This window comes from Spongiibacter sp. UBA1325, from assembly GCF_002306875.1.
Lineage (GTDB): Bacteria > Pseudomonadota > Gammaproteobacteria > Pseudomonadales > Spongiibacteraceae > Spongiibacter > Spongiibacter marinus.
Genome location: NZ_DBTD01000001.1, coordinates 69,624 through 91,237 on the forward strand (window position 1 = coordinate 69,624; position 21,614 = coordinate 91,237).

The 21,614-nt window shown below is 53.8% G+C and carries 19 protein-coding genes; 12 read left to right on the forward strand and 7 right to left on the reverse strand.

All coding sequences use genetic code 11. The features are described 5' to 3' along the window. Positions 1-61 precede the first annotated feature (61 nt). The 4 genes from lpxC to mutT all read left to right on the forward strand — a co-directional run bounded on the left by lpxC (position 62) and on the right by mutT (position 5,651). A complete protein-coding gene (gene lpxC / locus B3K78_RS00370; protein WP_027874531.1) occupies positions 62-976 on the forward strand; it encodes a UDP-3-O-acyl-N-acetylglucosamine deacetylase in 915 nt (304 codons plus the stop codon). A gap of 266 nt (positions 977-1,242) precedes the next feature. Then, positions 1,243-3,987: a preprotein translocase subunit SecA gene (gene secA / locus B3K78_RS00375; protein WP_286693873.1), complete on the forward strand. Its 2,745-nt coding sequence runs from the start codon at positions 1,243-1,245 to the stop codon at positions 3,985-3,987. A 45-nt stretch (positions 3,988-4,032) separates the two neighbouring features. After that, a complete protein-coding gene (gene argJ, locus B3K78_RS00380) occupies positions 4,033-5,250 on the forward strand; it encodes a bifunctional glutamate N-acetyltransferase/amino-acid acetyltransferase ArgJ (RefSeq protein WP_286693874.1) in 1,218 nt (405 codons plus the stop codon). Then, entirely contained in the window at positions 5,250-5,651 is a 402-nt protein-coding gene (gene mutT, locus B3K78_RS00385) for an 8-oxo-dGTP diphosphatase MutT (protein ID WP_286693875.1), read from the forward strand. Before argJ ends, mutT begins: the two co-directional genes overlap by 1 nt. A gap of 17 nt (positions 5,652-5,668) precedes the next feature. On the opposite strand, the gene B3K78_RS00390 is transcribed toward mutT, so the two are convergent. From B3K78_RS00390 to pilB, 5 genes are all read right to left on the reverse strand, one after another. After that, complete coding sequence (locus tag B3K78_RS00390; protein WP_349676106.1) at positions 5,669-5,896, reverse strand: DNA gyrase inhibitor YacG; 228 nt, start codon at positions 5,894-5,896, stop codon at positions 5,669-5,671. After that, positions 5,893-6,507, reverse strand: a complete 615-nt coding sequence (coaE, locus tag B3K78_RS00395; protein ID WP_286693876.1) for a dephospho-CoA kinase — start codon at positions 6,505-6,507, stop codon at positions 5,893-5,895. Before coaE ends, B3K78_RS00390 begins: the two co-directional genes overlap by 4 nt. Positions 6,508-6,526: 19 nt before the next feature. After that, entirely contained in the window at positions 6,527-7,405 is an 879-nt protein-coding gene (locus B3K78_RS00400) for a prepilin peptidase (RefSeq protein ID WP_286693877.1), read from the reverse strand. 71 nt (positions 7,406-7,476) lie between these two features. After that, on the reverse strand, positions 7,477-8,691 hold the full coding sequence (locus tag B3K78_RS00405; protein ID WP_204997315.1) for a type II secretion system F family protein: 1,215 nt from the start codon (positions 8,689-8,691) through the stop codon (positions 7,477-7,479). Between the two features lie 20 nt (positions 8,692-8,711). Next, complete coding sequence (pilB, locus tag B3K78_RS00410) at positions 8,712-10,430, reverse strand: type IV-A pilus assembly ATPase PilB (RefSeq protein ID WP_286693878.1); 1,719 nt, start codon at positions 10,428-10,430, stop codon at positions 8,712-8,714. 158 nt (positions 10,431-10,588) lie between these two features. Between pilB and B3K78_RS00415 the strand changes: the two genes are divergently transcribed. The 3 genes from B3K78_RS00415 (at position 10,589) to B3K78_RS00425 (ending at position 14,423) form a co-directional block, all read left to right on the forward strand. After that, positions 10,589-11,887 carry an O-antigen ligase family protein gene (locus B3K78_RS00415; RefSeq protein WP_286693879.1) on the forward strand — a complete coding sequence of 433 codons (1,299 nt, stop codon included), beginning with the start codon at positions 10,589-10,591 and terminating at the stop codon, positions 11,885-11,887. 131 nt (positions 11,888-12,018) lie between these two features. Continuing rightward, entirely contained in the window at positions 12,019-12,495 is a 477-nt protein-coding gene (locus B3K78_RS00420; protein WP_286693880.1) for a pilin, read from the forward strand. Between the two features lie 557 nt (positions 12,496-13,052). After that, positions 13,053-14,423 carry an LTA synthase family protein gene (locus B3K78_RS00425; protein WP_286693881.1) on the forward strand — a complete coding sequence of 457 codons (1,371 nt, stop codon included), beginning with the start codon at positions 13,053-13,055 and terminating at the stop codon, positions 14,421-14,423. A 7-nt stretch (positions 14,424-14,430) separates the two neighbouring features. On the opposite strand, the gene nadC is transcribed toward B3K78_RS00425, so the two are convergent. Further along, a complete protein-coding gene (gene nadC / locus B3K78_RS00430; RefSeq protein WP_286693882.1) occupies positions 14,431-15,270 on the reverse strand; it encodes a carboxylating nicotinate-nucleotide diphosphorylase in 840 nt (279 codons plus the stop codon). A 399-nt stretch (positions 15,271-15,669) separates the two neighbouring features. Here nadC and B3K78_RS00435 point away from each other — a divergent pair, with 399 nt between their 5' ends. The 4 genes from B3K78_RS00435 (at position 15,670) to B3K78_RS00450 (ending at position 20,409) form a co-directional block, all read left to right on the forward strand. Further along, the gene (locus B3K78_RS00435) at positions 15,670-17,934 is read left to right on the forward strand and encodes a DUF1631 domain-containing protein (RefSeq protein WP_286693883.1); all 2,265 of its coding nucleotides are present in this window, start codon (positions 15,670-15,672) and stop codon (positions 17,932-17,934) included. 123 nt (positions 17,935-18,057) lie between these two features. Continuing rightward, the gene (gene ampD / locus B3K78_RS00440; protein ID WP_204997411.1) at positions 18,058-18,606 is read left to right on the forward strand and encodes a 1,6-anhydro-N-acetylmuramyl-L-alanine amidase AmpD; all 549 of its coding nucleotides are present in this window, start codon (positions 18,058-18,060) and stop codon (positions 18,604-18,606) included. 35 nt (positions 18,607-18,641) lie between these two features. Beyond that, on the forward strand, positions 18,642-19,493 hold the full coding sequence (gene ampE / locus B3K78_RS00445; RefSeq protein ID WP_286693884.1) for a regulatory signaling modulator protein AmpE: 852 nt from the start codon (positions 18,642-18,644) through the stop codon (positions 19,491-19,493). Between the two features lie 37 nt (positions 19,494-19,530). Next, complete coding sequence (locus B3K78_RS00450; protein ID WP_286693885.1) at positions 19,531-20,409, forward strand: ROK family protein; 879 nt, start codon at positions 19,531-19,533, stop codon at positions 20,407-20,409. 1 nt (position 20,410) lies between these two features. Here the strand turns inward: B3K78_RS00450 and B3K78_RS00455 are convergent, their stop codons facing one another. Continuing rightward, positions 20,411-20,965 carry a cob(I)yrinic acid a,c-diamide adenosyltransferase gene (locus B3K78_RS00455; protein ID WP_204997414.1) on the reverse strand — a complete coding sequence of 185 codons (555 nt, stop codon included), beginning with the start codon at positions 20,963-20,965 and terminating at the stop codon, positions 20,411-20,413. A 128-nt stretch (positions 20,966-21,093) separates the two neighbouring features. Here B3K78_RS00455 and cobU point away from each other — a divergent pair, with 128 nt between their 5' ends. Then, a complete protein-coding gene (cobU, locus tag B3K78_RS00460) occupies positions 21,094-21,612 on the forward strand; it encodes a bifunctional adenosylcobinamide kinase/adenosylcobinamide-phosphate guanylyltransferase (protein ID WP_286693886.1) in 519 nt (172 codons plus the stop codon). Positions 21,613-21,614: the final 2 nt, after the last annotated feature.

Consider the following 21,614-nt stretch of genomic DNA (forward strand, 5'->3'; position numbering starts at 1 on the left):
GCCGACCTTGGGTCGGCGTAGCGTGCGATGGCGTCTTTGCGTCTTTAAAAGAGTATAGAAAATGATCAGACAACGAACATTGCGCAATACCATCCGGGCGACCGGGATAGGTTTGCATACTGGGGAAAAAGTCTTTTTGACCCTGAAGCCAGCGCCCGTTGATACGGGTGTGATCTTCCGGCGAACGGACCTGAACCCCGTTGTCGAGATTCATGCTCACGCAGAGAATGTCGGTGATACAACGCTTTCCACAACGCTGGTTAATGGTGATGTGCGCGTGTCGACCGTAGAGCACCTGCTGTCCGCGATGGCAGGGCTAGGTATCGACAACGCCTACGTGGAGCTGAGCTCCTCAGAAGTGCCCATTATGGATGGCAGTGCGGGTCCGTTCGTGTTTTTGATTCAGTCTGCGGGAATCGAAGAGCAGGACGCGCCCAAAAAGTTCATCCGTATTAAACGTCCAGTTACCGTGAAAGACGGCGATAAAGTCGCGAGTTTTCTCCCTTTTGACGGCTTTAAAGTTTCTTTCACGATCGACTTTGATCACCCTGTTTTCAGGGATCGGACAGGGCACGCTGAGTTGGATTTTTCCAGCACCTCTTTTGTTAAAGAGGTGAGCCGCGCTCGCACATTTGGGTTTATGCATGAAATCGAATACCTGCGCTCCAAGGGTCTAGCCCAGGGCGGCAGTGTCGATAATGCCATCGTGGTGGACGAGTACCGTATTTTGAACGAAGACGGCCTTCGCTATGAAGACGAATTCGTGAAACACAAAGTGCTCGATGCTATTGGTGACCTCTACCTCCTGGGTACCAGCCTTATCGGTGAGTTCAAGGCGTTTAAGTCTGGCCACGGCTTAAATAATGCCTCGCTTCGCAAACTCATCAAAGAGACTGACGCCTGGGAGTGGGTGACCTTTGAAGACCCCGCCGACGCCCCCATCACCTACGCCGCTGCGGCTGCAGTTAACGCGTAATTTCTGGCCATTTCCGGCGCGAGCAACGGCCGCCGGGAATGGCAATCTTTTCTCATCTATGCGATATTGCCACCCGGTAGCGCAGTGCTCGCACAGCTCCTGCTCGCGCCCACTTGCTGGGTGTCGGTCGCAGTGATCTTCACCGATACGCCCTTGAATTTTTGTCATCTGACCCTCATTGACGTAGTTTAGCGTGGCGCTGCCATTAGGGTTCACAGGCCCTAGCACGCAGGAACTCATATTCCCCGGGAAAGCAACGACTCATCATGATCACATCCGTAGTCAAAAAGGTATTTGGAAGCAAGAATGATCGCGAGCTGAAACGCATGCGAAAAGTTGTTGCACGTATATCCGCCATGGAAGAGGAGCTAACCGCTTTAGACGATGCCTCGCTCCAGGCCAAAACCGGTGAATTTCGCCAGCGATTGAGTGCCGGCGAGTCCTTGGATCAGCTCTTGCCGGAAGCGTTTGCGGTGGCCCGAGAGGCTGGCCGGCGGGTGCTCGGCATGCGCCACTTTGATGTGCAGTTGATCGGTGGTATCACCATGCACGAGGGCCGTATTGCTGAGATGCGCACGGGTGAGGGTAAAACGCTCGTGGCGACATTGCCGGTCTATCTTAACGCGCTTGCAGGCAAGGGCGTGTTCGTTGTTACCGTGAACGATTATCTCGCCCAGCGTGATGCCAACTGGATGCGGCCACTCTACGAATTTCTCGGCTTAAGTGTGGGTATCATTCGCTCTGGGCAGGGTGCGGAAGAGAAGCGCGCCGCTTATGAGTCGGATATCACCTACGGCACCAATAATGAATTTGGTTTTGACTATCTGCGCGACAATATGGCCTTCGCGATTGAGGACCGTTATCAGCGCGAATTGAATTTTGCCATTGTCGATGAGGTCGACTCGATCCTGATCGACGAGGCGAGAACGCCGCTGATAATTTCTGGGCCGGCGCAAGACAGCTCAGCCCTTTATAAACAGATAAACCGTTTTATTCCCCAGCTGCAGCCCGTGCCAGAGAGTGAAGGCGAGCCACAAGCGGGTGTTGAAGCGGCAGAAGGTCATTACACCGTTGACGAGAAAATGCGTCAGGTGGAGCTCAACGAGGCAGGTCACCAACTGGTTGAAGACCTGTTGATTCAGGCCGGCCTTTTGGAAGAGGGCGACAGCCTGTATTCGGCTAGCAATCTTAGCCTCCTGCACCATGTTAATTCGGCGCTGCGCGCCCACGTGCTGTTTAACAACAACGTGGAATACATCGTTCAAAATGACCAGGTTGTGCTGATCGATGAACATACTGGCCGGACAATGCCAGGGCGACGCCTGTCTGAGGGCTTGCACCAAGCGATCGAAGCAAAGGAAGGGGTCACTGTTCAAGCTGAGAGCCAAACGCTGGCGTCGACAACCTTCCAGAATTATTTCCGCTTGTTTAACAAGCTCGCCGGTATGACGGGCACGGCAGACACCGAAGCCTTCGAATTTAAGCAGATCTACGGTTTGGACGTGGTGGTCATTCCCACCAATAAGCCCAATGCGCGTCGCGATTTGAATGACCTTGTATACCTGAGCAAAGAAGAAAAGTACGACGCCATTGTTGAAGACGTTAAGGGCATTGTCGAAACGGGCGCCCCGGTTCTGGTGGGTACTGCCTCGATTGAAACGTCTGAAGAAATGTCCAAACGCTTCAAGCAAGCGGCAATCCCTCACAAGGTGCTGAACGCGAAGTATCACGAGCAAGAAGCGGAAATTATTGCTCAGGCGGGACGCCCCGGCGTGGTAACAATTGCCACCAACATGGCGGGTCGAGGCACCGATATTGTACTCGGCGGTAGCGTCGATGCAGAAATTGAACAGCTCGATTCGCCCTCTGATGCGGTGATCAGTGAGCTCCGTGAGGCCTGGAAGCTGCGCCATGAGCAGGTGATTCAAGCGGGTGGTTTACATATTATCGGCACAGAACGTCACGAGTCTCGCCGTATCGACAACCAGCTCCGCGGTCGTGCGGGGCGCCAGGGCGACCCGGGTCTATCGCGGTTTTACTTGTCTCTGGAAGACAACCTGATGCGTATTTTTGCCTCGGATCGGGTTCGCGGCATTATGCAGGCATTGGGCCTGGAGAAAGGCGAAGCCATTGAGCATCGCATGGTTTCAAACGCCATTGAGAAAGCGCAGCGCAAGGTAGAGGGACGCAACTTCGACATTCGTAAGCAATTGCTGGAATACGATGATGTTGCCAATGACCAGCGGCAAATTATCTACCAACAGCGCAATGAGCTGCTGGAGTCAGACGACATTAGCGAGATGCTATCGGCTGTTCGCAACGACGTGGTGCAAGATGTCGTCAGCGAGTATATCCCTATGCAGAGCATGGTCGAGCAGTGGGATGTTGCGGGCTTGGAGCGCCGTATCGAAGCGGACTTCGGTGTGAAGTTGCCGATTGCGCAGTGGCTGGATGAAGACAAAAAGCTGCAGGAAGAGGGCGTTCGTCAGCGTATTATCGACGCCGTCGACGCTGCCTATGCCAGCAAGTGCGCGCAAGTTGGGCCGGACATGCGCAAAATTGAGCGCCACATTATGCTGCAAGTGCTCGATACCCTGTGGAAAGAGCATCTGGCAACGATGGATCACCTTCGTCAGGGTATTCATCTGCGCGCTTTTGCTCAGAAGAACCCAAAGCAGGAATACAAGCGCGAGGCCTTCGAGTTATTCCAGCAAATGTTGGAGAGCTTAAAGCACGAGGTTGTGCGCTTCCTGTCGCATTTGCAGCTGCAGCAAGATGAGAGCGCTGAAGCACTTGAGCAGCAGCGCCGCGAAGAACAGGCAAAGCGCGCGATGGAATTCCAGCACGCGGAAAGCTCTGCGCTGGACGATGAGGGGCTGCAAGATGAGTCCAGCGACACGCCAAAAACCCCCGAGACCTTTGTTCGAGAGGGACGTAAGGTTGGGCGCAATGAGCCCTGTCCCTGTGGTTCAGGCAAAAAATACAAACAGTGCCACGGTAAGTTGGACTAACCCTTAGCCTTGTTGAAGGGCAGACAGTCAAAATAGGAAACAGTGATGGCAGTGGGTTCGGGGAAATTTGGGCATTTGCACACCGTGCCAGGTGTGCGTCTTGGTATTGCCAGTGCGGGTATCAAGAAAGTCGGCCGTAAAGATATTGTGGTTTTCGAATTGGCGCCAGGCAGCAGTGTTGCCGGCGTGTTCACGCAGAATGCATTTTGTGCTGCGCCGGTAACGGTGGCCAAGTCTCATATTGCTGGTGCCGAGAGCCGTTACCTTCTGGTGAATACCGGCAATGCAAATGCAGGCACCGGTGAGCAGGGCATGCGCGATGCTAAGCGCTGCTGTGAGGCCTTGGCTGAGCTGACGTCGGTATCCCCCGAGCAGGTGTTGCCATTCTCAACAGGTGTGATCGGCGAGTCTCTGCCGGTTGATAAAATACTGACGGCGTTGCCCGATGCCCTGTCTGACCTATCAGAGGATAACTGGGCGGCGGCGGCCAGCGGTATCATGACGACCGACACGCGTCCAAAGGCCTGTTCACGTCAATTAGAATGGCAGGGCAGCACGATTACGATAACCGGTATCTCCAAGGGTGCCGGCATGATCAAGCCGAATATGGCGACAATGCTTGGCTACGTAGCCTGCGATGCACGCATTGAACCGGGGCTGCTTCAGTCCATGGTCACGCGCTGTGCTAATGGCTCGTTTAACCGCATCACGGTTGATGGCGATACCTCGACAAATGACGCCTGCATGCTGATCGCCAGCGGCGAGTCGGGGCTGGAAGTGACTGAGCAAACGCCCGAATTACTGGCCGCCTTGCAAGCGCTGTTGGATGAGGTTTTTCTGGAACTGGCGCACGCCATTGTGCGCGACGGTGAAGGCGCTACCAAGTTTGTAGAAGTGGCGGTGAGTGGGGCGCGGACGTCTGACGAGGCGCTAAAAGTGGCCTACACAGTTGCCGAATCTCCTCTGGTGAAAACTGCCTTGTTTGCCAGCGACCCCAACTGGGGGCGTATCCTTGCGGCCATCGGGCGCGCAGGTGTCGAACGCCTGACGGTTGAAGATGTCAGGGTTCACCTTGACGAGGTCCTGATTGCCGAGCGCGGTGGCCGTGCGGCCTCATACACGGAAGAGGCTGGTGCTGCCGTGATGAAGAAAGACGAGATTGCTATCCGCATTGATCTCGGTCGCGGCAATGCGCGGGAGACGGTGTGGACCACCGATTTTTCTTATGACTACGTCAAGATTAACGCGGAGTACCGCAGCTAGTGGCGGTCGTGCACGTTGCGGTGGGCGTTATCTGCGATGACCAGCACAATATCCTGATTGCCAAACGCTCTGCAGACCGCCATCAAGGCGGCCTGTGGGAGTTTCCCGGAGGCAAGGTGGAAAGCGGCGAATCTCTGGTTGAAGCGTTAGAGCGGGAGCTGCAAGAAGAAATAGGGATTAGCCTTGTGCCTGAGCAATGCTCGCCGCTGCTCAAAATTGAGCACGACTACGGGGATAAACAAGTTTGTTTAGATGTGTGCTGGGTCAGAGGGTTTCGCGGCCAGCCTGAGGGCCGAGAGGGGCAGCCCCTAATGTGGGTTGCGCCGCAGAACTTAAGTCAGTACCGCTTTCCCGAAGCGAATCGCGCGATTATCGACGCCATAATGGCGAGCGCCCCTTAACAACGGGCACTAGCCAATCAGCGCGGCTTGTAGTCATCGTTTAAGTCGCCACTCAGAATATCTTCATAATCGGGTTGCCCCGGAATATGGTGTTCCTCGTTTGACCAAGCGACAAAGTCCTGATTTTTGCAGTTCTCGCTGCAAAATGGACGGTAGGGATTGCCGCTGTCCCATTTTAATTTTGCGCCACAGATTGGGCAGGGCACGATGGTGCTAAGTGTCGTGGGCTTGTTTGCTGTGCTCACTGCGCTTTTTTCTCCTCGGCATAGGCCAAGTACTGCTGGTGCAGTGTTTCCACTTTTACATCCAATTGTTCGATATCGCCACTATTATCAACCACATCATCGGCGGCATCCAACCGTTGTTGGCGACTGGCCTGGCTGGCCATAATCCGCTCTACTTGGGCCCGATCATTGTCATCACGCGTCATTGTGCGAGCAACCTGGACGGACTCCGGAACATCGATCACTAATAGGCGGTCACAAAGCGCCTTCTGCCCGCCCTCTACCAGTAATGGTGAAACGTAAATGACGTAAGCGCCTTTGGCTTGCTCAAGTTGGTTTAGCGTCTCGGTGGCAATTAGCGGGTGCAGGAGTGCCTCTAACCACTGCTTGTCTTCGGCATTGCTGAATATTCGTTTTCTCAACTCCGCGCGCCGGAGTTCCCCGTTTGCATCCACAATCGCATCACCAAAATGCTGCTGAATTGCCTTTAATGCGTCGCTTCCAGGTTCAACGACCTGGCGGGCTATCACGTCTGCGTCCACGACGGTAATGCCGCGCGTTGCAAAGCGGTCCGACACGGCGGTTTTACCGCTGCCAATGCCGCCACTGAGTCCTACAATGAAGTTGCTCACAATCGAAATTCCGTGTTTATCAAAGCGGTGGTAGCCCGGCGAACGTCAGATAGCCGTTCAATAAGGCAGGGCCCCAAAATAAGGCGATCCAGCCTGCCATCGCAAGGTAGGGGCCAAAGGGAATGGTGCCGGCATTGTCCCGACCTTTGATCGCCAGCAGCATGCCGCCGAGCACCGCGCCGACTACCGATGACAGCAAAATGATAACCGGTAGCATCTGCCAACCGAGCCAGGCACCGAGGGCAGCCAGTAGCTTAAAGTCGCCGTAACCCATCCCCTCTTTACCTGTTGCCAGCTTAAACAGCCAGTAAACCGACCACAGAGACAAGTAGCCAAAGATCGCGCCAAAAACGGCGTCCTGAAGTGGCACCGTCCCACTCAAGGCGTTGTACGCCAGGCCGAGCCAGAGCAATGGCAGGGTCAAGCTGTCTGGCAGGAGTTTGTGGTCGATATCTATCATGCTCATCACCAGCAGCAGCCAGCTGAAGACAATGACCGCTGCTGTGTGCCAGGACATGCCGAACTGAATGGCGGCAAAGACGGCGAGGATGGCCGTTGCGAGTTCTATCGCGGGATAACGCAAGCCGATTCCCGCTTTACAGTTGGCGCAGCGACCGCGTAAAAGTATGAAGCTGACAAGAGGGATATTCTGCCAGGCTCTCACGGGGGCGTGGCAATGGGGGCAGTGCGAATGGGGGTAAGACAGCGTAAAGTGTTCCTGCGAATCCGTCCCGTCCTGCTCCAGAATGAGCCTACACTCCTGCTTCCAGCGCGCCTCCATCATTTTGGGTAAACGGTAAATAACAACGTTAAAAAAACTGCCAAACAATAGGCTAAAGACGGCGAGCAGCGCCATGCTTAGCGCTGGGTTGGAGTGTAAATAGCTCAGGGTAGACATGAATAAAACCTAGCGTTGCGCCGCGCAATGTTGGCTAGCGGCGCTTGAAGTAGTGGACAAGCCCGAGATGGTTAAATCGCGGAACCCAGCATGAAGATTGGTAGGTACATTGCGATCATCAAACCGCCAACCAGCACGCCGAGAACCGACATAATGAAGGGCTCTAGCAGCGCCGTCAGAGAGTCTACCGCATTGTCCACGGCCTCTTCGTAATGATTGGCCACTTTATCGAGCATTTCGTCCAGCGAGCCAGACTCTTCACCTATCGAGACCATCTGCAGCAGCATGGTGGGGAAGAGATTAGTAAAGCGGATGGCAGAATACAGCGTCTGCCCCGTGGTCACGTCGTCGCGAATTTGAATAATGGCTTTGTTGTATACGGCATTGCCCGCGGCGCCGGCAACAGAGTTGAGGGCATCTACCAGCGGCACACCGGCGCCGAAAGTGGTGGCGAGGGTGCGAGAGAAGCGGGCAATGACCGAGTTGTAAATAATATCGCCGACAGCGGGTATTTTAAGAGAGACCTTGTCGACCCAGTCTGAAAAAGCCTGAGAGCGCCGGCGTGCCTGACCAAAGGCATAGACCGATACGCCAATAGCGGCGAACATAATATACCAATTGGCCTGCATCCACTCCGACATCCCTACCACAAGTTTGGTGAATGCTGGCAGATCAGAGCCGAAGCTTTCAAAGGTGGCGGCAAACTGGGGGACGACCTTGATAAGCAGGATCGCGGTGACCACGATGGCAACACAAATAACCGCAATGGGGTAGGTGAGGGCTTTTTTGATTTTGGCTTTCAGTGCCTCGGTTTTTTCCTTGTAGGTCGCTACACGGTCAAGCATGAGTTCAAGCGTACCGGATTGCTCGCCGGACTCGACCAGGCTACAAAACAGATCATCGAAGTACTTGGGGTGTTTGGCGCAGGCGGCGGCAAAGCTGCCGCCGGAGGCCACATCGTTCTTAATGGCATTGACCAGCTCGGTCATTGTCGGATTGCCCGCGCCCTCGGCGACAATGTCGAAGCTTTGCACCAGCGGCACCCCGGCTTTAAGCATGGTGGCCATTTGCCGGGTGAAAATGGCAATGTCTGCCGGTTTGATCGGCTTTTTGCTACTGAACAGTGGCTTGGGCTTACGCTTTACAACCTTGGGGGCAATGCCCTGCTTGCGCAATTGCGCCTTGGCAATCGCCGGAGAAATAGCAACCATCTCTCCACGGGTTTTTCGGCCTTGCTTATCGGTACCCTGCCAGACAAAAACGGCATCTTTATTCTGTGCGGCCATAATGCTTCTCGAATCTTGTTTTAATCTTTGGTCACGCGGTTAACTTCACTGAGGCTGGTGACGCCTTGTGCGCACTTCTTGAGTGCAGACTGGCGCAAATTATTAAAGCCTTCTCGTTGCGCTTGGTCGGCAATTTCCAATGAGTTGCCGTTCTCCATGATAATACGAGAGATATCTGGTGTTATGCGAACAACTTCGTATATCCCGACGCGACCTTTGAAACCGTTGTTGCAGCGCTCACAGCCAACTGGCTCCATAATCATAGCTGAGCTTAGCATTTCTTCCGTAAAACCTTCCTCTAACAGGGTTTCTTTAGGGATATCTGCAGGTTTTGCGCATTCCTTGCAGAGCCTGCGAGCCAGACGCTGGGCAATAATCAAGCTGACGGAGGTTGCCACATTGAAGGCGGGCACACCCATGTTCAGCAGGCGGGTTAAGGTTTCCGGGGCGCTATTGGTGTGCAGGGTAGATAAAACCAAGTGACCGGTCTGCGCGGCCTTAATGGCAATTTCGGCGGTTTCGAGGTCCCGTATCTCACCCACCATGATAATGTCGGGGTCCTGACGCAGGAAGGATCGCAGGGCCTCGGCAAAGCCCAGTCCGACCTTGGTATTCACGTGTACCTGGTTAATGCCTTCCAGGTTAATTTCTACCGGATCTTCTGCCGTGGAGATATTGAGCTCTGGGGTATTGAGAATGTTCAGGCCGGTATACAGCGATACCGTCTTACCTGAGCCTGTCGGCCCCGTCACCAAAATCATACCTTGAGGCTGGTTGAGGGCCGATAGGTACATCTCCTTTTGCTCGGGCTCATAACCCAGAGCGTCGATGCCCATTTGTGCGGAAGACGGGTCGAGAATCCGCAACACGACCTTTTCCCCCCACAGAGTGGGCAGCGTGTTTACACGAAAGTCGATAGCGCGCGTTTTGGATAGCTTCATTTTTATGCGGCCATCTTGGGGGATACGCCGCTCAGAGATATCCATTTGTGACATAACTTTCAGGCGCGCAGCCAGTCGAAAGCCCAACGATGCCGGCGGGCGGGCGACTTCCTGCAAAATACCGTCGGTGCGAAAGCGCACGCGGTAGGTCTTTTCGTAGGGTTCGAAGTGAATATCGGAAGCGCCGCCGCGAATTGCGTCTAGCAGGACTTTGTTCACGAATTTTACGACGGGCGCCTCGTCGGCACCGCTGCTATCGCCTTCAGCAGCAGCGTCCTCGTCTACCGCCTGAACGTCCAAGTTCTCCAGGTCGATATCATCCATCTCACCCAGGCTGTCGGTGAGAGACTCTTCCTGGGCGGCCATATAGCTATCGATGGCTGCGTTCAGCGCGGATTCCTCAACAACAATGGGCTCAGTGCTGAGGTTGGTATGAAATTTTACCTGATCCAAGGCGTGGAGATTGGTGGGGTCCGACATGCCTATATAGAGGCGCTTCCCCCGCTGCCACAAAGGCACAATGCGGTGGCTGCGTATCAACTTGCTGTCTACCAGTTTTTTCGGCGCCAAGTCGATATTGAAGGCCCGCAAATCCAAAAAGGGAATGCCAAACTCATCCGCTGCTGCCTCGGCCACGGCGATGCCATCCACCAGCTTGCTGGCCACCAAATGGCTGACAAAGCTCTTCTTTTCCTTGCTCGCGGCTTCTTGCGCCCTGCGAATGCCGGCCTCGTCGATTAAACCGTCGAAGACCAGTCGGCGAGCCAAACCGGTTAAGGGCGTGCTGGAAGAGTTCATAAGCCGTTCTTTTTCTTGGTATTGGATAGAGAAATATCGAAATGCATACAGTACTCTAGCACGCTCGCTCGGGTAGTTGGATAGGGAGTTCAACAGGAAAGTCTCCTCCCATCAAGTATCGACACACTTACCCCATCTGGTATTGGAGAACAATAATAATGGCGACCTTGCCCTCGCTAAAGGCTTTCGGCTTTGATCTAAAGCGTTCCGCAGACTTGCTGCAACTGACCCTGTTACTGTTGGTGTTCTCAGTCGCCCTGCTAACCGGCACTTGGGACCTGGGCAACTCCCGAATTGTGATGTACCACCAGCTGGTATTTATTGCCGCGTTTGCGTTGCTACAGGCTTGGCGGGTTGCTTGGTTGCCGCTCATTCGCGATAACCGTTGGATTTTGGTGCTTACCCTTGCCTGGGTAGTGTCGGTTTCGGTGTCTTTTTACACCTCGCCGCTGAATTTACAGTTTCTGACGGTGGCGCAGTTTCGCTATGCAGAAACGCTGGTACATATTTTTTTCTTCCTATCGTTATATGTTTCCAACCAATTAAGCCCTTTGCCGATCAAGAAGATACTGATCGCTATTGTATTCAGTAATGCGCTGGTTGTAGTGCATGCCTTTTTAACGTGGCACTTTAGTCCGGAGCTCAATATTCATACTCACAGGATGTGGTTTAGCAATTTCCCGATGGCAGGTCATGCTCGGCACGCAGGTTACAATATGCTTGTGGCTGTGTTGGCAGCAATCGGGCTCGTCATATCAAGCCGGCAGCGACGCGGCGCACTGCTGGCGACTATAGGCTTGATGGTGGTTGGTAGTTGCCTCGTTTGGTTGGGCGGGCGCGGTTCCATGCTTTCAGCAATTATAGGTGTGTTCGTTGCTGGGCTCGTGTTCCGGCCCAAAATGGCGCCATTTAAGAAGGCGGCGATTGCTGGGGCGATAGTGCTATCGGTATTTTTCGCCGAGCAGTCCTCGCAGTTTGGGTTTAACGGGCTGGGAAATTCCGTTGCGCGTTCAGTTGCTGCCGAGGACCTTAATCGCCTGTCTTCAAGCCGCTTGGCAATTTGGCAGGACTCACTAGAAAAGCTAGACGGGCATTGGCTAAAGGGGCTCGGCTCTCAAGCTTATCTACTGTTGCCAGACAAGGTCGCCCGTAAAACCTCCATGCCTCATAACGTTTTTGTTCAGTTCCTGCTTGAGTGGGGGGTAATTGGCACGCTGTTGTTTTCTGCACTATTCGCCACTTTGCTTTACAGCATTGCTTGTGTATCCGCTCAGTCGCAGGGGCAAAGCGAGCTTGGGTTGGTATTTTCTGCGTCGGCGATTGTTGTTGCACTGTCTGCACACGGCCTAACGGATGGCACCTTTTACCACGGTAAAGCGAGCTTTTATTTGGCGCTGGCGGCCGCGCTTTGCTTTGCGTTTACTGGGCGTCAAAATTTGGCAGTCACTGACAAATAGTGTCACTGCTCGTGCTGGCAGTTTGGTTAAAGCCCGCATTTTATCAAGCAAGGCACGTTGGCATGAAAACCGCATGACCAGTGTCAGGTTGATAATGGTCAATCGCAATAAATAAGTATCTGGAGAAGACTATGAAGCAAGTACAACAGGGTTTTACACTGATCGAATTGATGATCGTGGTGGCGATTATCGGTATTTTGGCGGCGGTAGCATTGCCTGCTTATCAAGATTACACAACTCGAGCTAAAGTCTCAGAGATCGTTCTAGCCGCGTCTGCATGTCGCACAACTATCACGGAGGTTTATCAGTCTGGCAATAATGCGCCGGGTGCTGACGGCTGGGGCTGTGAAAGTAGTTCACCATCTTCTCAGTACGTGAAGTCGATCGAAACCACTGCGAATGGCCGCATCGTTATCACTGGTCAGGGCATTAGCCAGCTCACCGCAGGCTCCGCAGATGTATTAACATTGAGCCCGACTACTGATGGCTCAACTGAGATGACTTGGGCTGCGAATCAGGGCGATGCAGTTTTCGAGTGGGTTTGTGGTGCCTCGGGCAAGGGCACGACAATTCCTTCTCAGTACCTGCCAGGTTCATGCCGCGGTTAATATTGCTTAAAGCGATTGGGAAAGGCGTCCAATAGGGCGCCTTTTTTATTTGGAGTTCTGCAACGTTGTCAGCCCTTGCACTTTTTATCCTTACCACACTTTCGTATTTTGGTTCTGTAAATCCAAACCCTTTAGGGCTAATTAGCGGCATCTTTATTTTATGCATTGCCGTTACTATGTTGTGGCTGGTGGGCGGAAAGTGCGGTTGGCTGAGACGTGCAGTATCCTACTCGGTGGTCGCATTATTTCTTTTGCTCACCGTTTCGAATTGGTGGTACTTCCAATATTTTCAGTCTTACTTCAATTATGAAGCGATTGCCTTAATTGGCGACGCGCCTGAGGCGCTGAAAAGTGTTTCGCAATTCGAATACACACGCGAAGCCGTCGTCCTGGCCGTCGTAAGCCTACTTCCTTTAGTGCTAGCGCAGCTATTTAGTTTGCCTCTTATACCGCGCTCGCCGCGCGTGCGGTATGTTGGCGCGGCAGTTTTTTTGGTCGCTGCGCTGGTGTCTGGTGGCATCTTTCACAGTTCAGTGGCGAACTATAAAAGCGTGGGGATGTTCAGTTTGTCGCCGGCTTACTTCCATCCCGTGCATGCTTTTTTCACGTCGATGTCGAGTCAGCAAGAGCATGTTGGCGCGGAGTTTGAGGCGCTTAATTTATTTCGGCAGGCGAATCGTGGTGCCCCCACACTTGTTGAGCGTAACAACAAAAATATCATTGTCATTACGCTTGAATCTGTTCGTGCTTCCCAGCTGGATTACTATGCAGCATTGGGTGGTAAGGAGGGTATAGCGGCGACTCCTGTATTCAACGCCTTTGCTGCCAACAATATTTCGGCAAAGAATTTTTACGCTAACACCAATTTCACCGTGAAAGGCGAGATGGCGATTTGGTGTGGTCTTTTGGATCACAACGCCAAACCGCCGCTGTCGACGATTAGTGAACAGCTAGCGAACAACTTACCTTGCCTGCCGTCAATGCTTCGCGAATTGGGGTATGACACGCGCTTTTATCATGGCTATCAATCGCGCTTTTATAACCGCCGTGCGTTTTTGCCTAAAGTGGGTTTTGAAAACAGCCTCTTCTTTGCTGATGTGAGTGAGGGGCGTTCGGTTGAAGAAATTGGCTGGGGTATTTCCGATGAGGCAATGTTGGGCCTGATGCTCGATGAGCTTCAGTCGCTAGCTTCGCCATTTTTTGCTCATATCACCACGCTCAGCAGTCACTACCCCTTTCATTGGCAGTGGCCGGAGGCATCCCAGTCCGCCCAGTTCGTGGAGAGCGGAGATAAGCTTTACGACAATTACCGAAGGGCCGTGGCCTACGAAGATTACGCTTTTGGCAAATTTTGGGAGGCTTTTAAGCGCTCCCCTCTGGCTGAAAATACCATTGTTGTCGTCACGGCTGACCACGGCGTGTGGACGTTTTCGCCGGAGGATGCGGCGCAGGGCGATAATGTTGTGCTGGATGAAAAATTTTTCCGTATGCCGCTGGCGATATACCATCCTGACGTGGACGAGCCTCAGGTCATTGAGCAGGTTTCCAGTCAAATTGATATTGCGCCGACGCTACTGGCAATGCTGGGTTTGCCCCATGACGAGTTTGTTGGAAAGAACATGCTTACCGAAGTGGAGCGGCCCTGGGCGCTGATGATGAAAAGTGGCCAGCTGGTGGTGCGCGTTGAGAATATGCTTTGCCGGATAAACGGGCGGGAATGTGCAGGCCTGCATCAAGAATGCATCGCCCACCAGTTTGGTGAGCTCTTTCTGAAGAAATTCACTGACATGCAGGCTTGTTATAATGTGGATGGCGACCTGCTTCAGGGTGGCACCTATTCAGAGGTGGCAGAGAGTGAGCCGTGGTTGCAGCACGGTTTCAATCTCATTAATTATCACAATAAGCGTGCCCTTGGTGCTATCGACTAAGGGTTTCTTATGTCAGCCGCATCGACAAATCCACCGCCCTGGCATGCTTAGTCAATGCGCCTATCGAGATGTAATCAACGCCGGTTTCGGCAATGCCTGCCAGTGTGGCTTTGCTAACATTCCCCGAGGCCTCTAGTTTGGCGCGGCCTGCGGTAAGGTCCACGCCTTTGCGCATATCGTCCAGGCTGAAATTATCCAGCATGATGGTGTCAGCGCGGGCGTCGAGGGCTTGTTCCAGCTCGTTCAATGACTCTACTTCAACTTCCACGGGTTTGCCTGGTGCCAGCTGGCGGGCAGCCGCGATAGCGTTGGCGATGCTGCCGGCAGCTGCAATGTGGTTCTCTTTAATAAGGAAAGCGTCGTAAAGGCCGATGCGATGGTTGTGGCAGCCGCCGCAGGTTACAGCGTATTTTTGCGCGGTGCGCAGGCCGGGAATGGTTTTGCGGGTGTCCAGAAGTTTGACCTGGGTATGCGCCACAATGTCGGCGTAGTCTCGGCAAGTAGTGGCGGTGCCAGAAAGCAGCTGCAGAAAATTGAGAGCACTGCGCTCACCGGTCAGCAGGCTTCTGGCTTTTCCTTGTAGCTCAAATAACACGCTATTTGGTTCAACGCGGTCCCCGTCTTTGACGTGCCAGGTAACTGTGACTGAGTTATCAATTTGTTGAAATACTTCGTCTACCCAGGCCTGCCCGCATATGACCGCTGCCTCTCGGCTGATAATTTTTGCAGCGGCGATTTCTGTGTCCGGGATTAACATGGCGGTGATGTCGCCGCTGCCGATATCCTCCTTCAGTGCTGCGCGTACAGCGGATTGAACGTCGTTTTCAGTGGCTGTCGGGAGGGGCATGGATAGGCCTCAATGGCAAATTTACTGATAAAAATTTATGGCGAATCCGCTAGCAACAACACAGTGGCCCCTAGTCTTCTAGGTAGTTTCCCGCGCTGGTCGCTGAGAAATGGCAGCTGCTATAAAACGTCTATGTGAGAGGTTGCGGATGCGCGACGCAGGCGGAGTTTACCAAGATGGGAGGTATAGGTGTAGTTGAGTGGGCAGATATGCATAATTCGCTACTGACGACTCAACGACACTTTGGTATAACTGTGTGACCTAGGAAGGGTTGAAGCAAGCAAGGACGGCTAAGGTCGTGTCCCGAGCGGTGGGTTTCCAACGCATTGCCGCTGCATATCGAGATACAACGTACCAATAGAATACAAGCAGTTCGACAGATGGCTGGCAGAAATCAAAATGACTGATAAACCCAACAATGTTGTGGATTTAACCACGCGCAGAGACCCGACGCACGGCGCCGCTGACGCCAGCTCGGCTACGTTGCCTGCCAGTATGGCGGCCCTGCGTGAGAAATGTCAGTTATTCTTGGCAGAGCGTCTTACCAGCTTATTGGACGATGTTGATGACACGCTCTTTGAGCTTGCGGATGAAGCGAGCAGTGCGAAAGAACAGCATCTGTATTTTGACTCGATGCGTGAAATTCGCGTTCATCGCCAAGTGATAGAGCAAAAATTTAGCACAAAACTTCGCGACAATTTTACGGATCAGCTGAACGCCGCCGTCAACGGCGCTGCAGATAGAGGGCGAGCTAAGCTAAAGCTGCTTGAATCAGATGCTCTGGAAGAATTGGTCGCTATTGAGGGCATGGCGAAGAAGGCCGAGCGCCAGCACTTGCAAGAATTGTGGCAGTTGAGTGTTGCCTGGCAACACAGTGTTGGTGGCGAAAGTATCAGCGCGGCGGAGTTGCCAATGGGGCCGGCAAAAATTGCCAAGGCCTTCAGTGAGGCATGCCGCGACCTGAATATCGATATCAAAGCCCGTTTAATACTGTTTAAGATGTTCGACAGCCAAATCATCTCCCGCTATGGCGAGCTGTTTGATTTGATGCTGCCGGTGTTGGAGACAAGCGGCGTCGCCTTGGAATCAGAGCGGCCTGAGCCTCGGCAGCGCGAAGATGAGTCCTCGGCGGCAGCGGAGTCTTCTGGGGCTGTGGATGAAGGAAATTCGCGGCCGGCCGCTGAATTAGTGAATCAATTGGTCGATGCCATGGATGAGGTCTTTCAACAGGCCTCTGCGAATGAGTCGGCGACCCTTTCCAAGCCGTCGTTTATGGTCGCCCTGCAAGATATGCAGGATGAGCAGTTTAGCCACCTGAAAACCCGGGGTGCGGCAAACGACAGTCACGCATTTCTGGAGATTTCGCAAAAGCTGGTTTCCCGGCTTCGCGAAGTGAGCCGGGTTTCGCAAAATGATGCGTCGGCGCTCTCCCTCGAGAGGGATCAGGATACGGTGCATTTCGTAGGTACCTTATTCCAGTACATGCTCGAAGGCGATGGGCTTTCCGATCCTCTCAAGCGCTTGTTGGCTCACTTGCAGATCCCGATTCTAAAAATGGCGATGCTGGATAAGAGCTTCTTTAGCCGAGAAGAGCACCCGGCCAGAAAGTTGCTCAGTGCGATCGTTGGCGCAGGCATTGGTTGGTCGCCTGTTTCCACGCCTGAAAAAGACCCGCTGTATAAAAAACTCGAAGAAGTCGTTATGCGCATTCTTGGCGACTTTGGTGTAGATACCCAGATTTTCGTCGATGTTTTGATGGAATTTGGCAAGTTTCAAGAAAAGGCCCAGCGTCGCGCTGAGCTGGTGGCTCAGCGCACAATCAACGCAGAGGATGGCCGGGCAACTGCCCAGGCAGCGCGCTCATATATCTCCGGCCTGCTGGAAGACAGGCTCCGCGAGGCGGATTACCCTCCGGTGGCCCGCAAAGTCTTGTTAGACGGCTGGAGCAAAGTACTGTTCCTAAGCTATGTGCAGTCTGGTCCCGAGAGCGCAAGTTTCAAAGATGAAGTGCAATTTGTTGAGCGTTTTTTGTGGAGCGTTGCCCCGAATAATGAAGCCGAGCACCGCAATGAGCTGATTACCGCGCTGCCGGTGCTGATTGAAACGCTTCGACTCGGTTTCAACCGGGTGTCGCTAAATGCGTTCGAAACCGGTAAGTGGTTTGAGCAGCTTGAGCGTTTACATCTAGCCAAATTAAGCCGAAATGAGGCACCGTCGGCACCGCGCGCGGCAGATGAAGAGCAAGCATTAGAAGATTTGGACGCCGCCTTGGCAGAGCTCGATGAGCCAGCGGTGGTATCAACGGAAAACGTTACTGCCGATGAGGCGGCTGAGCCTGCGTTAAGTTCAAATGAGTCGCCGGTTGACGATGCGGTAAGCACCGCCGCGGCGCTTGAGAGCTTGCGCGTTGGCAACTGGGTGGACCTGCGTCAAGACGACGGAAAAATGCTGCGTTGCCGCTTGGCGGCAGTGATTAACGGCATTGGTAAATACATCTTTGTCAATCGCGCTGGAATTAAAGTCGCTGAATACGACATGGATACCCTGCGATCAGCAGTGGTTGACGGCGATATCGTGCTGATCGAAGACGACAGAATGTTTGACCGGGCACTGGAGTCGGTGATTAGTAACCTGCGCGACATGCACGACAAGCCGCTAAGTTAAGGCATCTCTGAGTTATCACCGAATTAATCAGAGGCGCCTTAAGTACTGCGCGGCTGGGCTTGTCCGGCCTCACTAAATTTCTCATGGCCTGTTACACTTTCCCGCAGAAACGCGGGAGTGCAGATGTACACGATTGATAAAAATGGGTGGTTTGAACACGCCCGCAAAACCCCCTCCGAAAACTTCAATGCTCGCCCCGAAGGGGAGGAGATTGACCTTCTGCTCATCCACAATATCAGCCTGCCACCCGGGCAGTTTGGCACGGGCTGCGTGCCGCAGTTTTTTTGTAATACCTTGGACTGCAGTCAGGATCCGGCGCTGGCCGATATTCAGGAGTTGAAGGTCTCGGCGCACTTATTCATTGACCGAGAAGGCGAGTGCTTCCAGTTTGTCTCCCTGCTAGATCGCGCCTGGCATGCGGGGGTGTCGCAATTTTGTGGCCGGGACAACTGCAACGACTTTAGTATTGGCATTGAGCTGGAGGGTGAAGACCACCGCCCCTATACCGAGCGGCAGTACCATGAGCTGGCGGCAGTCACGCGCGCCTTGCGTCAGCGGTTTCCAAAAATTAATCTAGAGCGTATCGTTGGGCACTGTGATGTTGCGCCCGGAAGAAAAACCGATCCGGGGCCGGCCTTTAACTGGGACAAATTGCGCGCCTTGTTAGCTTAACGCCTTCCTGTAGCGGTAATGAGTGGAAATTAACTATGGAATTTTTCGCGATTTTGATCGCTTGGGGTGCGGTACAGTTCTGGGGTAGCGCGGAACTGTTCCAGCGCGATAGTTGGGTGGTGCAATACCGTCAGCTGCTGAAAGGATTTGCCAGTCCCGCTCTTCGTTTGGGGCTGTTTGTATTAGTGCCGGTGTTATTACTGGCGCTGCTGTTGTGGTTGATTGCTCCGCTCGTTTTTGGCTTACCGCTGTTCTTAATTAGCGTGGCGGTATTGCTATACAGCCTGGGAAGGGGAGACTTTCAAATACAGCTGCGCCTCTACCTAAACAGCTGGCAGCGCGGAGATTTAGAAGGGGCCTTCCTCTATGGTCAGCACTTTAGTGAGGAGCTCTGTGACAGCGGTGCGGACAATGCCCTGCAAATGCACAACGCCGTGCGCAAGGCCGTGTTCTATCAGGGGTTTGAGCGCTGGTTTGCGGTGGTGTTTTGGTTTTTTGCCTTGGGACCGGCAGCGGCATTGCTCTACCGTTTGGTGTTCATGACCGCGCAAGATGCCCTTGCCAGTCAGCAAGAGCGGGATTTAAGTAAAAACATACTCTACTACCTGGAGTGGTTGCCCGCTCGCCTGCTCGGCTTTGCCTTTGCACTGATTGGCGATTTCGAGGGGTGCTTTGGGAAATGGCGGGCTATGGTGCTGGGGGACCTGCCCAGCGACGCTTACCTGGATGAGCTGGGAAGCTGTTCTATGGCATCAGCGGTGAACGCTGAGCTCGATGGGGATCAATTCGTTCAGCAGGCAGCGCAAGAGTTGCAAAAAGTGCAGCAGTTACTTTCTCGCAGCCTACTGTGTTGGATTGCTGTGATGGCGTTAATGCAGTTGTTCTAAGTCTTGCTAAAACAATGAGTGTTAACAGGCCCTAGGCATGCGTATTGGCATTGATCTCGGCGGCACCAAAATTGAGGCCGTCGCCATGGACGACGGCGGCGACATTCTGTACCGGCAACGCACGCCGACTCCTCGCGATAATTACGCCGCCATTCTCCGCGCTATTGCCGATCTTGTTGAGCGCGTTGAAGCGGCGCTCGGCCAGACCGGCAGTATTGGTATTGGCACGCCGGGCGCCGCCTCGGCGGTTGATGGCCGGATGAAAAATTGCAATACCACCTGTTTGAACGGGCAAGCGCTACAGCGGGATTTAGAAGCGTTGATGCAGCGCCCGCTGCGCCTAGCCAACGATGCGAACTGTTTCGCCTTGTCTGAGGCGGTTGACGGCGCGGGGCAGAATGCGAGCAGTGTCTTTGGTGTCATTATTGGGACCGGCGTTGGCGGTGGCTTAGTGTTTTCTAAGCAGCTTCACGTGGGCGCAAATGCCATCGGGGGAGAGTGGGGGCATAACCTTATGCCAGGCGCTGACGAGGGGCGTCAGTGTTATTGCGGTCGCCGCGACTGCATAGAAACCTACCTCAGCGGCGCAGGTCTGATGCAGAGTTACCAGCGGAATCAGGGGTGTGCTGAGAACGTACAAGGCATTGTGGCTGACGCCGAAGCCGGTAGCGAGCGCGCCCGTGCGCAGCTTGACGATTACTGCGAAAAGCTGGCCAGAGCCCTGGCATCAGTCATCAATACGGTCGACCCAGAAGCGATTGTGTTAGGCGGTGGCCTTTCTAATATTCCACTACTCTATACCAAGGTGCCTGAATTATGGGGCAAGTGGGTATTCAGTGACCAATGCCGCACGCAATTATTGCCCGCGCGCTACGGTGATAGCAGCGGTGTGCGCGGTGCGGCCTGGCTGTGGTGAGTTAGCGTTTATCGGCGGGTTGCCAAAGTACTTCATTGTCGCCATTGCGGCGCGCAAGTAATCGCGCCATCACAAATAAAAAGTCAGAGAGGCGATTGAGGTACTGCCTGCTAGTGTCGTTGATGGCTGTCTCGCGGTGCAGGGCAACAAGGCTGCGCTCCGCGCGACGGCAAATGGCTCGGGCAAGATGGCAGGCAGCGGCCGGTTTATTGCCGCCGGGTAAGATAAAGTTCTTCAGTGGCGGCAGGTCGTCGTTGAGCGTGTCCAGGCTCTCTTCAAGTTCGCCGATGCGCTCTGCACTAACCAGGGTGTAGCCCGGTACAGCGAGTTCACCGCCAAGGTCGAAAAGGTCGTGCTGAATGCGTGCCAGTAGGCGAGCGTAGTCGTCTTGTTCGGGGAGTTCGGCAATCAGTACGCCCACTTGTGAATTGAGTTCATCTACTGTGCCTATCGCCTCCATTCTGGCGTGATCTTTGTCAATCCGCGAGCCGTCGCCCAAGCCCGTTGTCCCGTCGTCTCCGGTGCGGGTATAAATCTTGGATAAACGGTGTCCCATATTTCCCTCTGCTGACTGCTGTCTTGTAGAATGACGTGCCGGTGCGGAATTTCGCTGCCGGCGTAAGTATACGTGACTTACAGAAACTGGGCAGCCGAGTGCCCATAAAAACGATAATAGGAGTCAGGGTGCTGGAATTATATTTAGGTGGTGCGCGGTCTGGCAAAAGCCGCTTGGCGGAACAGCGCGCCTGCGACAGTGGCCGGGATTTGATCTACATCGCCACAGCAACCGCAGGGGATGCTGAAATGGCTGCACGTATTGCCCATCATCGGCAGCAGCGTGCAGGCTGCGGTTGGCACACCGTTGAGGCGCCTGAGCAGCTTTGCCAAGCCATCGCCGAACACGCCGCTGAAAACCGGTGCATCTTGGTAGACTGTTTAACGCTGTGGTTGAGCAACTGGCTCATTAAAGATGACGAACAGCAATGGCAGGGTGTAAGAGCCGGGTTTCTGCAGTGTATCCAGCGTAATCCAGGGCAGGTGATACTGGTCAGCAATGAAGTTGGTCAAGGCGTTGTCCCCACTGGAGCGCTGACTCGCCGCTTTGTAGACGAAGCGGGCCGCCTACATCAGGACATCGCCGCTGTCGCCGACCGGGTGGTATTTGTTACAGCAGGCTTGGAACAAGTGTTAAAAGGGAAATAACC

Bases quoted from the DNA above. Each gene is read 5' to 3' on its own strand.
- lpxC (WP_027874531.1), top strand. From the start codon at position 62: ATGATCAGACAACGAACATTGCGCAATACCATCCGGGCGACCGGGATA.
- secA (WP_286693873.1), top strand. From the start codon at position 1,243: ATGATCACATCCGTAGTCAAAAAGGTATTTGGAAGCAAGAATGATCGC.
- argJ (WP_286693874.1), top strand. From the start codon at position 4,033: ATGGCAGTGGGTTCGGGGAAATTTGGGCATTTGCACACCGTGCCAGGT.
- B3K78_RS00400 (WP_286693877.1), bottom strand. From the start codon at position 7,405: ATGTCTACCCTGAGCTATTTACACTCCAACCCAGCGCTAAGCATGGCG.
- B3K78_RS00405 (WP_204997315.1), bottom strand. From the start codon at position 8,691: ATGGCCGCACAGAATAAAGATGCCGTTTTTGTCTGGCAGGGTACCGAT.
- pilB (WP_286693878.1), bottom strand. From the start codon at position 10,430: ATGAACTCTTCCAGCACGCCCTTAACCGGTTTGGCTCGCCGACTGGTC.
- B3K78_RS00415 (WP_286693879.1), top strand. From the start codon at position 10,589: ATGGCGACCTTGCCCTCGCTAAAGGCTTTCGGCTTTGATCTAAAGCGT.
- B3K78_RS00420 (WP_286693880.1), top strand. From the start codon at position 12,019: ATGAAGCAAGTACAACAGGGTTTTACACTGATCGAATTGATGATCGTG.
- B3K78_RS00425 (WP_286693881.1), top strand. From the start codon at position 13,053: ATGTTCAGTTTGTCGCCGGCTTACTTCCATCCCGTGCATGCTTTTTTC.
- nadC (WP_286693882.1), bottom strand. From the start codon at position 15,270: ATGCCCCTCCCGACAGCCACTGAAAACGACGTTCAATCCGCTGTACGC.
- B3K78_RS00435 (WP_286693883.1), top strand. From the start codon at position 15,670: ATGACTGATAAACCCAACAATGTTGTGGATTTAACCACGCGCAGAGAC.
- ampD (WP_204997411.1), top strand. From the start codon at position 18,058: ATGTACACGATTGATAAAAATGGGTGGTTTGAACACGCCCGCAAAACC.
- ampE (WP_286693884.1), top strand. From the start codon at position 18,642: ATGGAATTTTTCGCGATTTTGATCGCTTGGGGTGCGGTACAGTTCTGG.
- B3K78_RS00450 (WP_286693885.1), top strand. From the start codon at position 19,531: ATGCGTATTGGCATTGATCTCGGCGGCACCAAAATTGAGGCCGTCGCC.
- B3K78_RS00455 (WP_204997414.1), bottom strand. From the start codon at position 20,965: ATGGGACACCGTTTATCCAAGATTTATACCCGCACCGGAGACGACGGG.